This is a genomic window from Flavobacterium reichenbachii (genome assembly GCF_002217435.1).
In the GTDB taxonomy this organism is placed as follows: Bacteria; Bacteroidota; Bacteroidia; order Flavobacteriales; family Flavobacteriaceae; genus Flavobacterium; species Flavobacterium reichenbachii.
Genome location: NZ_MUHF01000017.1, coordinates 1 through 15397, shown reverse-complemented (window position 1 = coordinate 15397; position 15397 = coordinate 1). Strand labels below are relative to the sequence as shown.

10 protein-coding genes are annotated in these 15397 nt (G+C 34.9%); 5 read left to right on the top strand and 5 right to left on the bottom strand.

The features are described from left to right. Positions 1-41 precede the first annotated feature (41 nt). The 5 genes from B0A68_RS13665 to B0A68_RS13645 all read right to left on the bottom strand — a co-directional run bounded on the left by B0A68_RS13665 (position 42) and on the right by B0A68_RS13645 (position 8372). The gene (locus B0A68_RS13665; RefSeq protein WP_035690315.1) at positions 42-1292 is read right to left on the bottom strand and encodes a fasciclin domain-containing protein; all 1251 of its coding nucleotides are present in this window, start codon (positions 1290-1292) and stop codon (positions 42-44) included. 70 nt (positions 1293-1362) lie between these two features. Continuing rightward, positions 1363-2424, bottom strand: coding sequence for an IPT/TIG domain-containing protein (locus tag B0A68_RS13660; RefSeq protein ID WP_035690314.1), 1062 nt, complete (start codon positions 2422-2424; stop codon positions 1363-1365). 19 nt (positions 2425-2443) lie between these two features. Further along, positions 2444-4003: a RagB/SusD family nutrient uptake outer membrane protein gene (locus tag B0A68_RS13655; RefSeq protein WP_035690350.1), complete on the bottom strand. Its 1560-nt coding sequence runs from the start codon at positions 4001-4003 to the stop codon at positions 2444-2446. 10 nt (positions 4004-4013) lie between these two features. Continuing rightward, positions 4014-7181 carry a SusC/RagA family TonB-linked outer membrane protein gene (locus B0A68_RS13650; RefSeq protein ID WP_035690313.1) on the bottom strand — a complete coding sequence of 1056 codons (3168 nt, stop codon included), beginning with the start codon at positions 7179-7181 and terminating at the stop codon, positions 4014-4016. A gap of 312 nt (positions 7182-7493) precedes the next feature. Then, positions 7494-8372, bottom strand: coding sequence for an AraC family transcriptional regulator (locus B0A68_RS13645; RefSeq protein ID WP_035690312.1), 879 nt, complete (start codon positions 8370-8372; stop codon positions 7494-7496). 294 nt (positions 8373-8666) lie between these two features. Here B0A68_RS13645 and B0A68_RS13640 point away from each other — a divergent pair, with 294 nt between their 5' ends. From B0A68_RS13640 to B0A68_RS13620, 5 genes are all read left to right on the top strand, one after another. Next, positions 8667-9803 carry a glycoside hydrolase family 26 protein gene (locus B0A68_RS13640; protein WP_035690311.1) on the top strand — a complete coding sequence of 379 codons (1137 nt, stop codon included), beginning with the start codon at positions 8667-8669 and terminating at the stop codon, positions 9801-9803. Positions 9804-10141: 338 nt separating this feature from the next. After that, the gene (locus B0A68_RS13635) at positions 10142-11533 is read left to right on the top strand and encodes an MFS transporter (RefSeq protein ID WP_035690309.1); all 1392 of its coding nucleotides are present in this window, start codon (positions 10142-10144) and stop codon (positions 11531-11533) included. A gap of 29 nt (positions 11534-11562) precedes the next feature. Beyond that, positions 11563-12753, top strand: a complete 1191-nt coding sequence (locus tag B0A68_RS13630; protein WP_035690308.1) for a glycoside hydrolase family 130 protein — start codon at positions 11563-11565, stop codon at positions 12751-12753. Positions 12754-12759: 6 nt separating this feature from the next. Then, a complete protein-coding gene (locus B0A68_RS13625) occupies positions 12760-13944 on the top strand; it encodes an AGE family epimerase/isomerase (RefSeq protein WP_035690306.1) in 1185 nt (394 codons plus the stop codon). 132 nt (positions 13945-14076) lie between these two features. Next, on the top strand, positions 14077-15366 hold the full coding sequence (locus B0A68_RS13620; RefSeq protein WP_035690305.1) for a glycoside hydrolase 5 family protein: 1290 nt from the start codon (positions 14077-14079) through the stop codon (positions 15364-15366). Positions 15367-15397: the final 31 nt, after the last annotated feature.

The window sequence follows — 15397 nt, the reverse complement described above, 5'->3', positions numbered from 1 at the left end:
TAGGGAATACTTATAACAAAACTCAAAACAAAACAGTTCTTTTACAGAAACCCGATATCATCCAGATATACAGTTCCTTTTTCTCCAGAGTATTCTTTCATGAACAACGAATTTATGGTCGCTCCTAGTTTTTCAGGATGAAGATCAGAAATGGGTATCGAAACATTATTCCATTGTCCGGCTTTAATATCAATTGCTTTTCCATCATCATCATTTGTGCCTCCAATTGAGAACAGCACTCTTGTACTTTTTGTAGAATATATTGATAGTTTTAAATATCCATAATCTGCAACATTAATTGAAGCAAACTGCATATACACACCACTCCAAGCATCAGCATTTATACGTTTTATGGATTTTGAACCTCTGCCGACTATTTCTGTACTCTGAAAATCTTCTGTTCCTCCCCAGCTCCAGGTAGATAAGGGAGCCTGAGCACCAGAAAAATCATCACCATATACTAAAAATTTAACTCCAAGAGTTGCAATATTAGAAGTACCATAAGCAGTTTCTACTCTTATAAGAGAATAAGATCCAAAATCTGCGGGAACAGTTGCTCTTATTTCTGTTTTTGAAACTGGTGTAAATGTTACCGCTTTGTCGCCGAACTTAACAGCACTTACTTTTACAAAATTTGAACCTGTAATTATAACCATATCACCTGGATTGGCAAATGACTGCGAAAGAGCCGTAACAACAGGAGCCGGCGGTGTTAAGGAAATAACATTATCCAAAACATTAACAAACCCATTTGTTGCATAATAATCTAATCCTGGCGCTTGTTTGTCTGAGCCATTCACCTTCAAAATTCCGTCGGTAACATTCACAGTTAGTAAATATAAATCAGGATTGGCTGTATTTGCCATCGTTGTTAATTCGCCTGTTTCTAAATAATCTGCTTTAACACCGCTTAATTTACCAACTCGTTTTTTGGCCCCTTTTACGACATGGCTCAAAACAATCTGTTTTAAAACATCTACCGGAACCAATGTAATATCCGGATAACCAAGCTGATTTACATAGCCGGTTTTTACCAGATAAGCTTCTAAAACTGCATCTGCAGGAATAAAATAAGTATAATCGTCATTTGTATTTAAGGCAGATTCTAATCCTGCCAGCTGTATTGCTTTATAATAAAGAGTCAGATTAGTATTGGCTGCAATTAAGCCATAAGTATTGTTATAGTTTTGCTCTGCCCCTCCAACATCCGGAAGGTTATCATCGCAGGAAGCTACGAGAGCAATCAAAACTGCAAAAAATGCAATTTGTTTTAGTTTATATATTATTTTCATAAGTTTTTTTTATACGTTAAATAACTCTCCAAAAAGAATAATTGTTTTTCGATTCTTTTGATGGCGCTTTCTATTTTAATATCAGACCAAAATCATCTATTAAAAGAGTATTTCCTCCAAAATTTCCTGATTCCTGAAAAGTAATTTCAGTTAACTCTGCAGGATTTCCAACCGCACTAAAAGGAATTTCAAGATAAGTCCAGTCTGATTTGAATGTCAAACTGAAAACTGCACCATAATTACCATTAACAATTGCATTAACAGTTCCGGATCTTTCTCCTTTTATGGTAATTCGAATTGCTTTATATTTAGTAATATCGACTTTGGTTTTATCAATTCCAACATATAAACCGTTCCATCCTCCCGCTTTCCACTGAATAGATTTTGTTCCTTGTTTAGCATCTTTATCATACGCGGTATTGTAACCGTCAGAAGCATTCCATAAGCCATCATAAGCTTTTAGAGAGGTATAAGCATCGTCAAAAATAGCACTGCCAAAAGACTGTCCGGCAACCGTAGTCCCAGAAACATTGGTAACCGATAAATATTTGTATTGAATATCGCTAGGAACCTGAACTTTAATTTCTGTTAAGGTCGAAGAAATAGGCTCAACACTGGTTGTCCCAAAATTTACTACAGGACGTAAAAAATATTCTCCTTTAATCGTAATAATATCTCCAGGATTAGGATTAATAGGAAATCCTGAAATATTAGGAAACGGAGGTCTGATCTTTACTTTATAATTTAAGGTTCCGCCGTTTGTAACGATTTTCATCTCATCCATCTCATTATAATAAGGAGTGGCTTGATCAACAGCTATTACAATTGCATTATCGGTTACAAATGTTGGATTAAAAGCAGATTCTAATCCATTAAATGAAATCGATTTTAGACTTGAAAACCCAGAACCTCTAATAATATAGGTATTTCCCGCATTAATAACATCTGTTGGCACGTCTACTTTTCTGTCTCCTTCTACCAGCGGATCATCAATAACCGATTTACTGATTCCCGTTACAGCAAGCGTTCCAAATGCACCTCCTTCGTCATTTGAGCACGAATTAAGGGACAGTATTAAAATTGAAGCCAGAAAATAAAACTTCAACAACATTATATTTTTTATATTTTTCATAATTGTTTTGCTTTAAAGTTTATTTAAAAACATAAGGAACCGGAGCCTCTTTTAACTTTGGATTTTTTCTAACATCATTGGCCGGTTTAGGAAAAATAAAATCTGTTTCTACCGGTATATAATGTTTTACTCCTTCATAATCAGAACCTCTGTCCTGTTTCGAAATAATATCAATAGCCTCAGCTCTTGGCAGTCTTCCTAAGTCGTACCAGAACTCCCCTTCAAAAGCAAATTCAACTCTTCTTTCCTGAAATAAAGCTTTTTTTGTCAGCGGTGTATTGATGTTTAATTCGCTCAAACCGGCTCTTCTTCTAATTTTATTAAAAGATTCTTTTGCATTTGCATCGCTTGTTTCATTAGCACCAGCCAAAATAGATTCGGCATGAATTAATAAAACATCTGCATATCTCATAATGTAATTACAATTACTCATAGAAGCCCATCTGTCTGGAGGACCTGTTTCTGAAGTTGCTTCTCCCACAACATATTTTTTAACCGCAGCGCCTGTAGCATCTAAAACACTTGGGTATTTGGTTTTATCCAATACAAATCCCATAACTCCATCTGCCTGCATTCCCGGATAAGAATCGCCATAAACCATATAAGATTCTTTTCTTCTTACATCACCACTTTCAAACGCTTCCTGAATATCATTAGACGGAATATAAACTGCTCCATAAGAAGCATTGTTTAAGATCTCTAAACCATACTGAACATTTGACGGATTCCCTGCCTGATATTCGTTTACAGCTCCAGACCACTGCCAGGAATAAATAGATTCTTCGTTATTATTTTTGCTGGTTAAGAATAAATCTGCAAAGTTTGGCAAAAGTCCAAATTCTCCAGAATTAATTACCTTTTCTGCCATTAGTCTGGCATTTGGATAATCTTTTTCATAAAGATATATTTTTGCTAAAAAAGCTTCAGCAGTTCCCTGAGACACAAATACATTTGTTAAACTAGAACCTCTCAATCTTACTTTTGGTTTAAGGTTTGCTGCTGCATATTTAAGATCATTTTCTATAAATTTATATACATCTTCGATTCTGTTATTATTTACCATAGGATCTTTTGCCAGTGCCAAATTATCTTCGATAATAGGAACCGGCCCAAACAAACGCACTAAATAAAAGTAGGAAACAGCTCTAAAAAAATGCGCTTCGGCAATGGTGTTTTTAACGACATCCGGACTTACACCTTCTTTTACGTTTCTATTTAAATTATTAATTAAATCGTTTGATTGTGCAATTACACCAAAACAAGATCTCCAGGGATCAGATAAAATAAAACTATCCGATGTTAGTTTAAACTGAATAACCTCGTTTCCATCTACATTAGACCAGCAGTTTCCTGATGACATTTCTGAAAGTGCAAAGAAACATTTTGTAAAAAATGGAGCCCACATTCTGCCATACATCCCATAAGTAGTACGCTGCACCTGCTCATCTGAAGTATAAAAATTATCACTAACATAGCCGTCCTGAGTTGGTCGATCTAAATAATCATCACTACATGAAGCGGATATAGCCAGCAAAGCAACAACCGCTAAGCTTTTAAAATTTATTTTATATATTTTCATAATAGTATTATTAAAATTCAACATTCATTCCTAAAGTAATAGTTCGATTGGTAGGATAACGTCCTGAATCAATTCCGCTTAACAAAGCATTTTGATTGTAGTCTCCAATCTCAGGATCGTAACCCGTGTATTTTGTAAACGTGTACAAATTCTGAACACTGGCATAAAATCTCAGTTTACTTAATTTAGTTTTAGAAAGAACATCTGATGGTAAGTTGTAAGCAAAAGTCAATTGAGAAATTCTCAAATAAGAACCATCTTCTACATAACGATCTGATATTGCAATGTTAGGATGTCCGTCTCCGCCGTCAGGTCGAGGATATTTAGCATTTGGATTTTCGGGAGTCCAGAAATCTGCCGCTTCTGCCAATTGATTTTCGTAAAGACGCTGATTTTTTGTCGCTGCTCTTCTCGTTAAATTCATTACTTTACCTCCCTGAGATCCCTGAAGAAAGATCGAAAGATCCAGATTTTTATATTTAAAGGTATTGTTTATACCATAAGTAAAATCAGGCATTGGATTTCCAATATAAGTAAGGTCTTTTTCATCAATTAAACCATCTTTATTTTGATCTACATATTCAACATCACCCAAAACACTTTTTACGGCTTTGTTTCCGGTAAAAGGAATTGGAGCATTTGCCAATTGTTCGTTAGTTCTGATAATTCCAACAGATTCATATCCGTAAAATTGGCCAATTGGTCGGCCCACAACACTTTTGGTAACTGTTTTGGTAGTGTAACCGTTTACCTGCACCTCTTTAATTAAATCAAAATTATCAGCCAGACTCAACAGTTTATTGTTGTTTTTAGAAAAATTAGCCGAAACATCCCAAGAAAAATTAGAGCTGAATTTATTCGAATATTTTAAAGTAGCCTCGATACCTTCATTTCTCATACTTCCAAGATTTACAGTCGGAGCAGATAAACCGCCTTGATATTGTTCTAAACCGGTAACATAAGTTGGCAAAGGCAGAACAAATAAAAATCCTGATGATTGTTTTCTGTAAACATCTACAGTGGCATTTAATTTTGAATGAAATAAACTAAATTCAAGTCCTAAGTTGGTATCTTCTGCAGTCTGCCAGGTTAAACCCGGATTTGCAATATTACCTGCAGTAAAGAAATTCCCCAAAGCCGATTTGATTGTTTGGATATTAGAAAGGTACAATCCGCCTCCAATTACTTGATTTCCGGTTTCTCCATAACCAATTCTAAATTTAATATTGTCTACATAATCCTTTGTACTTTCCATGAATTTCTCATTAGAAAGATTCCAAGCAGCAGAAACAGAAGGAAAATAACCCCATCTTTTATCTTTAGCAAAATTAGAACTTCCATCAGCTCTTATCGTAGCCTGAAGGCTGTATCTATTATCAAAACTATAGTTTAATGTTGCTAAAAAAGAGTACAAAGCATTGCTTCCTTTATATTCACTTGCCACTAATGTATCCTGATCTCCAAGATTTATAGAATGTACATCATTACTCAACAATCCTCCGATAGACTGGCTGTTTCCGAACCAATTCGAATCTGTTGCTTCCTGAATTCCCATAATATTAAAATTATGTTTTCCCAAATCAAATCGATACGTAAGCATGTTTTTTAGGTTTAACTGGTACCACGTATTCGATCTTTCCTGCAGTTGATTTACCTTATTTACAGCAGCACCCCAATTATAAGTTGGCTGAAATGCTTCGAAATTCTGAATCGACGTATTTGCACCCAACTCGAAACGATATTCCAAACCTTTTGCTAATTTAAAAACAGAATAGAAAGTACCATTAAAATTCTTTTGCACCAAGTAATTCGTATTCATTAAAGTACTCGCCACCGGGTTAATCCATGCGCCTTGCGAACCATTTGCAGGCGGTCCCGCATAAGTACCATCTAAGTTTTTGACCGCAACATCGGGAGTAGACAAAATTGTAGTTCCAATAATACCATCGCTGTACCCTTCAATAGTAATGTTTTGATTTGTGATACCCGCTGTAACACTTACTCCCATAGAAAGCCAGTCTTTTACTTTGGAATCCACATTAGTTTTAAATGTATATCTTTTAAAATCAGATCCGATTACAACTCCTTCCTGATTAAGATATGATCCTGAAACATAATAATTTGTAGTTTCATTTGCTCCAGAAAAAGACAATTGATGACTGGTCATTAAAGCTGATCTGTATATTTCGTCCTGCCAATTTGTACCCTTACCCAAAACAGAAGGCACTGCAAACTCATCTCTAGGCGCTACACCATAATATTGAGCTAATGCATTTTGCTGTTCTGCATATTGGCTTAAACTCATAGTTTTAAGCAGCCTTGTTACTTCTTGTGTAGAAACTGCAGTATCGTATGTTATTTTTCCTGCGCCTTTTTTACCTCTTTTAGTTGTAATAATTACCACCCCATTTGATGCTCTTGATCCATATACAGCTGTAGAAGCCGCATCTTTTAAGATATCCATCGTTTCAATATCATTCGGATTTAAAAATGCCAGCGGACTATTGGTAACACTTCCGGTGTTTGCACCTATATAACCGCTAACGATCGTTCCTCCTGTAGATTGACTTGTAGCATCTCCCGAAATCGGAATACCGTCTACAATATATAAAGGTTCATTACTGCCGCCTAAAGATGCGTTTCCACGAATTTTTACCGAAACACTTCCTCCCGGTTTACCAGAATTATTAGTCACTACAACTCCGGCAGCCCTTCCCTGAAGCATTTGTTCTACAGTAACTTGCTGTGAATCTTTAAAATCTTTTGCGGATACAGAAGAAACTGCACCTGTAATGTCTTTTCTCTTTTGATTTCTATATCCAACATTTACAAGTACTTCACGCAAATCTTCCGCATTAAGCCTTAAGATTACATTTACTTTTCCTCCATTTTTTACATTTACTGTCTGAGTAATGTATCCAATAAATGAAACCGAAATGCTGGCATTCGCAGGCACATCAATAGAATAATTTCCATCAAAATCTGTTGAAGTAGTTTTTTTAGTCCCAACTACTGTAATATTAGCTCCCGGTATCGAAAGTCCCTTATCATCAGAAACTATCCCTGTTACTTTTACCTGAGCCGTAATAATATTACTTGTCAGCAGCAAGAATAAAATCAATGGAACTGCTATGTGGTTAGCATTCCAATGAATGAAATTAGTCATTAGTTTTTTCATAATAGATGTTTGGTTAGTTAAATTGTTTGTTTATAATTTAAGCTGTAAAGAGAGTGTGATTATTTTCTTAAATTATTTAACAAATCTATAACACAAGAAAATATTAAATCGATAGTATTATATCATTTGATGATAATATTTTTACTATAGCGATATAAAAAAACACATACCAAAATAAAACGCGACAAAAATTACATTATTCGCAATTTAGATCCCCATACAAGGCAGAAATTATAAATAAAAAATAACGAAATCGTAAAAATGCAAACGATTTCGTTAAAAATAATATTTGTTAGTGATAAAAAAGTATTACTATAAAATACGCTTAAGTCCAGAAAAATCTTCCCTATATTGACTAGGCGTACAATTTTTAGCAGCTTTAAAACTACGATTGAAGTTCGCTATATTATTAAAACCAGATTTAAAAGCAACCTCAGAAACGCTCATGTCTTTCTCAACGAGCCAGCGCGCTGCATATCCTATTCTAATATCATTTAAATAATTTACAAATGTTTTTCCGGTACGTTTTTTTATAAATCTATTGAATGAAATTATCGACATACTGGCAATATTTGCAACGTCTTCCAGAGTGATTTTTTCTGCAAAATGTTTTTGTACAAATTCATATACAAGCTTCATTTTATCATAATCATCAAAAGTATCATAATCTACAGTATAGGTAGAAAGCAAACGCTGGTTTCTGGAGTTTGCCAAATCATAAAGAAGTGAGGTTATTTCAAGGAAATAATCCATTCCATCTAATTTAGAGAGCCTTACAAGTCTTGGAGTTAATTCTTCGGCTGTTTTTTTTGAAAAAAGAATACCGTGTATAGAACGATTAAACATATCACGAATAGGATTCATTATACGTCTTGACAATAAAGATTCGTGAAATAAATCATTATGAAACTGAATTGTAATTTCATGAATTTTTTTACTGCTGCATTTATTAAGCTCCCATCCGTGATATAAATTTGGCCCGATCAAAACGAGTTCGACACTATCAATTTCCTCAATATTATCCCCAACAACACGCTTCACTCCTTTTCCGTTTAATATAAAATTGATCTCGAATTCCGGATGATAATGCACTGGAAAATCGAAGCTGTCTTTTACTCTGTCAAAAACCAAAAAGCTGTCGCCTGCAGCAAGCGGTGCTATTTCTCTGTAAAAATTTTTAGCATTACCCATCGTTAAATATTATTTTTAAGAAGTATTTTTGATTTATTTATTTGCAATAATATGATATATAATTGATAAAATAATATTAATTACAGTATAAACATCCGTTTATCTTTGAAAAATAGAATTATAGATTTTCTAAAAACTATATTAATAATAAACATTAATCATTTTTAATATAATATCTTTTTAGAGTTTTAATAATTTTAGCCCAAAAAGAGTATGAAATTTTCGAGACACAAGAAACATGTTTTTCGATGATCTCAATTTCCTTACTAAGCTGTAAAACAACATCTTTTAAAAATGAAAAAAAATATATTAGCACTAATAACAGCAGTATTTATGGGAACTTCTTGTTCTGCTAAAGGTGTTCTTAATAATACTAATTTGTCACTTTCAGATCAAAAAGCAACACCCAGAACCGTTGCTTTATACAAAAACCTGCAACAGCTAACACAGAAAGGCTATCTTTTTGGACATCAGGATGATCTTGCGTATGGAGTAAAATGGAAATACGAAGAAGGCAGAAGCGATATAAAAGATGTCATTGGAGATTACCCTGCTGTTTATGGATGGGATATTGCCGGTTTAGAAAATGACAATCCAAATAATATTGACGGAGTTCCATTTAATAAAATGAAGCATTATATTATTGATGCAGATGCAAGAGGAGGAATTTCTACAATAAGCTGGCATTTTGACAATCCAGCCACTGGAAAAAATGCTTGGGACAATACACCAAATGCAGTAAAAACAGTACTTCCGGGAGGAGTAAATCATGCAAAATTTATTTCCTGGTTAGATAAGGCTTCCGTTTTCTTTTTATCATTAAAAGACAAAAAAGGAAAAAACATTCCGATTCTTTTCAGACCATTTCACGAACTAACCGGCGGCTGGTTTTGGTGGGGAAAACCAAATTGCACTCCCGAAGAATTCAAATCATTATGGAAATTCACGTTTGATTATCTTCAGAAAAAAAACGTTCATAACTTAATTTATGTATACAATACAGGAAGTTTTAGTTCTGAGGCAGATTTTCTTTCCAATTATCCGGGCGACAACTATGCAGATATTCTAAGCTTTGACAGCTACCAAAATAATGACGATAAAAACGGCGATAAATTTATTAATGAAGTACAGCATCAATTTAAAATATTAAACGAAATTGCCATAAAAAAGAATAAACTTATGGCGCTGGCCGAAGCAGGTTACGAAGCCGTTCCAGACCCGAAATGGTGGACCGGAACTTTATCTAAAGCCATAGGCGATTACAAAATTTCTTATGTATTATTATGGAGAAATCACGGCTGGCAGGAAAAGGAACAAAAAATGCATTATTACGCACCATTTTCAGGGCAGGTAAGCGAAAAAGATTTTGTGGATTTTTATAATCTTAACAAAACTCTATTCGAAAAAGACATTAATAAAATTAAAAATTGAGAATTAAAAATTAAAAAAATCTGCTTAAATCTTCGTGATCTGCGTGCAAAAAATTCAACACATAGAAACATAGATTTTAAGTCTAAAAAAGAATACAAAAAATAAGCATATTTCTTTCACATAGGATCGCTATGTTTATTTAAATAAGTGAAACGCCTTTTTTTAAGTTCAAAAATCTATGTTTCTATGTGTTTAAATATCGTATTCAAAATAAAATCTGTTTTTATCCGCGTTTTTACGAAGTAAATCCGTTTTATCCGCGTCAAAAAAAAAATCAAAAAATAGAAATATTAAAAATAATTAACCTAAACTAAATTACAACCTCTAAAAAAAACCTAATGCACGACAAAATTAGTTTAAAAGAAAAAATTGGTTACGGTCTTGGAGACGCCGCTTCTTCTATGTTCTGGAAAATCTTCAGTATGTATCTTTTATTTTTCTATACCGATGTTTTCGGCTTGGCGCCTGCCGTTGTTGGAACCATGTTTTTGATTACCAGAATATGGGATTCCTGCTTTGATCCTATTGTCGGAATTATGGCAGATCGAACAAAAAGCAAATGGGGAAAATTTAGGCCGTATTTGCTTTGGGTCGCAGTACCTTTTGCTCTAATTGGGGTTTTGACTTTCTACACACCGGATTTTGACGAAAAAGGAAAAATAATTTATGCCTATATCACATATTCGGCCATGATGATGATTTATTCTTTAATCAATGTTCCGTATGCCTCTCTTTTGGGAGTTATGTCATCAGACCGAAAAGAAAGAAATACACTTTCTTCTTATAGAATGGTTTTTGCTTTTGGAGGAAGTCTGCTGGCACTTTGGCTGATTGAACCTTTAGTAAATTACTTCGGCGGAAGCCTAAACTCAAAAACAGGCTGGCTCGCCACAATCGCCGTTTTCGGATTCATAACTACTGTATTTTTCTGGGCTTGTTTTCTTTTTACAAAAGAAAGAGTAAAACCAATTGGTGACGAACAAAATAATCTAAAAGAAGACCTAAATGATCTTCTAAAAAATAAACCCTGGTGGATTTTATTAGGAGCCGGAATCGGTGCTTTGGTATTCAATTCAATTCGAGATGGCGCAGCCGTTTATTATTTCAAATACTACGTAAACAGCGCTGTAAACTTTGATTTTTCTTTATTTGGAACTGATTTCCACATGACTCCGACGTCAATATATCTTGTATTAGGACAAGCAGCAAACATAATCGGAGTTATTGCTGCAACGCCTCTGGCTAACAAATTCGGCAAAAAGAAAACCTTTTTTGGCGCTATGGCATTGGCGGCTGTTTTAAGTTTAATTTTCTATTTCTTCGGAAAAAATGATATTACCTTAATAATGAGTTTCCAGGTTTTAATCAGTATTTGTGCCGGGTGCATTTTCCCGTTAATCTGGTCAATGTACGCTGACAGCGCCGATTATTCTGAGTGGAAACAAGGACGCAGAGCAACAGGATTAGTTTTTTCTGCCTCATCAATGTCTCAAAAATTTGGCTGGACCATTGGCGGCGCCGGAGCAGGCTGGCTTTTGGGTTATTTTGGATTTCAGGCCAATGTAGAACAAACCGCTGTAACTCAAAACGGAATTCAATTAATGTTAAGCATACTACCGGCCATTGCTGCAGTAGTATCAGTAGCATTTATACTATTTTACCCATTATCTGAGGAAAAACTTCAAACAATAGAACAAGATTTAAACCAGAAGAGAAAACAGACCAACTAAAATAATTTAGATCCCGAAATCAAATTAGTATGACAACAATAACATCTTCAGCTGTTTTTCAAGATAGAAAAACAGCATTAGAAAAAGAACATAAAGAACTGACAGAACTAAAAAATGTTCCTCAGAAAACAGCAGGAAACGGCATTTACGAACGTTATATCAACCCTGTAGTAACAGCGTCTCATATTCCATTAAACTGGCGTTTTGATTTAAACGAAAACACCAATCCGTTTTTGCAGGAAAGAATCGGAATGAATGCCGCATTTAATGCCGGCGCGATGAAATGGAACGGAAAATACCTGCTTGCTGTTCGTGTTGAGGGAATTGACAGAAAATCTTTTTTCGCTATAGCGGAAAGTCCAAACGGTATTGATCATTTTAAATTTTGGGAAAAACCGTGTGTGATTCCACAAACCGAAGAACCGGACACCAATGTTTATGACATGAGGCTGATTAACCACGAAGACGGCTGGGTTTACGGTATTTTTTGTACCGAAAGAAAAGACCCAAAAGCACCAAAAAGCGACACCAGTTCGGCCGTAGCCAACGCCGGAATAGTACGTTCCAAAGATTTAGTAAATTGGGAGAGACTTCCCGATTTAATTTCGAATACCGGACAACAAAGAAATGTTGTACTGCATCCGGAATTTGTAAATGGAAAATACGCCTTATACACACGTCCACAAGATGGTTTTATTGATGTTGGTGCCGGAGGCGGTATTGGTTTAGGGTATGTTGAAGATATGAAAAACCCAATAGTAAAAGAAGAAAAAATCATTTTCGGAAAACAATATCATACGATTTATGAATTGAAAAATGGCCTTGGCCCAGCGCCGATTAAAACAGAAAAAGGCTGGCTGCACCTGGCACACGGAGTTCGAAATACCGCTGCAGGATTGCGCTATACACTATATATGTTTATGACCGATTTGAATGACATTTCCAAAGTCACTCATGTTCCTGCAGGCCATTTTATGGGGCCAGAAGGAATAGAAAGAGTTGGAGACGTCTCAAACGTATTATTTTCAAACGGATGGATTGAAGATACTGACGGAACAGTTTATATATATTATGCTTCCTCAGATACCAGAATGCATGTTGCAGTATCATCTGTTGCAAAATTAGTAGATTATGTAACCAATGCACCATCAGATACTTTTGTATCAGCAGGTTCTGTAAATACCATAATCAGCCAAATCGAAAAAAACAACTCAATTTAAAACATCGTGTCTGTAAAATTAAATCAATTAAAATCAGAATTAGAATCAGAACTTGATGCGATTCTAGAATATTGGTCCACAAATACTGTTGACGAAAAAAACGGCGGTTTTATTGGCCAGATTGATTTTAATGAGAAACAAATTGAAAATTCCGAAAAAGGTTCGGTTTTAAATTCCCGAATTTTATGGACATTTTCTGCCAGCTATAAAATAACACAAAACGAAAACCACAAACAACTGGCAGCAAGAGCATTTGATTTTCTCTCAACTTATTTTTACGACACACAATTTGGAGGTCTATTTTGGAGTATTACAGCTGATAAAACTCCAAAAGACACCAAAAATCAGATTTACGCTTTAGCCTTTGCGATTTATGGACTTTCAGAATATTATTCGATTTCTAAGGATGAAAAAGCATTAGAAATAGCTAAAAATTTATATCTAAAAATTCAAAAACACAGTTATGACCCGATAAATAAGGGTTATCTGGAAGCGTTTACGCGAGATTGGCAGCCTATTGAAGATTTGCGTTTGAGCGACAAAGATGCCAACGAAAAAAAAACTATGAATACACATCTGCATATTGCAGAAGCGTATGCAAACTTGTTTAAAGTTTGGAATGATGAAAAACTTCAAGACGATATTATTGAATTATTAGAAACAATTGAAAAATATTTCATGAATACCAAAACAGGACATCTTCGTTTATTTTTTGATGAAAACTGGATCGAGAAACCCGATGTTATCTCCTATGGGCATGATATTGAAGCGGCCTGGCTTTTATTGCAATGCGCCGAAATATCAGGAAATCAGACCTTAATTTCAAATTACAAAAAATATGCTGTTTTAATTGCAGCGATGACAAAAGAAGGACTGGATTATGATGGCGGTTTATGGTATGAATACGATCCAAAAAAAGATGAACTAATAGCCGAAAAACACTGGTGGGTTCAGGCCGAAGCTTTAATTGGTTTTTATAACGCCTATCAATTAACGGGTGATGAAAAATATTTAGACATCGTCCTTAAAAACTGGGATTTTATAAAGAAATACATTTTAGATAAAAAAAATGGCGAATGGCATTGGGGAATTCTTCGTGATTATTCTCTAATTAAAAAAGACAAAGCTGGTTTTTGGAAATGTCCTTACCACAACAGCCGTGCTTGTATTGAACTTATTAACCGGATTTAAAATCATCTAAGACAAAAGGTCTAATATAACGTAAAAGCCCTAGCCCTGATAGAAGTGGAAATCCTTTTGTTTTTTTCTTTAAAAAACAAAAGATTGAAACGGATAGCAGGATTAGCTTCATAAAAATATACTATGAAAAATAGATTTCTAAAAACTCTCGGATTAACCTTATTACTTTCTGTAATGGCCTGCCAGGCGCAGGAACGAATTACAGTTAAGGGAACGCAGTTTTATAAAGGTGACAAACCGTATTCGTACATTGGAACGAATTATTGGTACGGAAGTTTACTGGCTTCTAAAAAAGTGGGCGACCGAAAAAGACTGCTTCGTGAACTGGATTTGATGCAGAAAAACGGAATCGACAATCTACGAATTTTGGTGGGTGCCGATGGAGGAAAATATGATTTTACCGTTCGTCCTGCGCTGCAATACGAGCAGGGAAAATATGACGAAGATTTGCTGGATGGCCTGGATTTTTTGATGAATGAAATGCGTAAACGAAAAATGTATGCGGTTTTATATTTGACTAACAACTGGGAATGGTCCGGCGGTATGTCGCAATATTTAGAATGGAATGGCAAAGGAGCAATTCCGGTTCCGAATATTGCACCAAATACGTGGCCTCAATTTATGTCGTATACAGAGCAATTTCACAGCTGTGAGCCTTGTATGAGAGCTTTAGAAAATCATGTTCGTTTTATTATGGGGCGCACCAATTCCTATTCTAAAAAGAAATATACCGAAGATAACACGATTATGGCGTGGCAGGTTGGGAACGAACCAAGGCTTTTTACAGTAGAAAATGAAGTTAAATTTACAAAATGGCTGAACGTTATTGTAGATTTAATGGACAGTTTAGATAAAAACCATTTGATTTCGACAGGTTCTGAAGGAAAAAACAGCTCAAACGACAGCATGGAAATTTTTGAAAGAACACACCAAAATCCGAATATCGATTATCTAACCATGCACATCTGGCCAAAAAACTGGAACTGGTTTAAGGCTGATAATGCTGAAGCAACAATGCCAAAAACAATTGAGAACGCCGGTAAATATATCGACGATCATATTAAAGTGGCAGACAATTTAAAAAGACCAATCATTATCGAAGAATTCGGACTTCCGAGAGAAAATGAAAATTTAAATGCGGGAGCGCCTTCGGTTTATCGCGATCAGTTTTACAATTATATTTTTGGAAGAGTGGCAGAAAGTCATAAAAATGGAGGCTCATTGCAAGCAGCAAACTTCTGGGGATATGGTGGTGAAGGAAAAGCGGTGAACGAAACTGGAAAATGGAATCCAGGTGAACCGTTAACAACAGATCCTCCGCAAGAACCACAAGGTTTGAATTCCGTTTTTAATGGCGATAAATCAACATTAGAAATTGTAAAAAAATACAACTCAGAATTAAATAAAAAATAAACTAATTTTCCACCATATAAGTGATATAAAT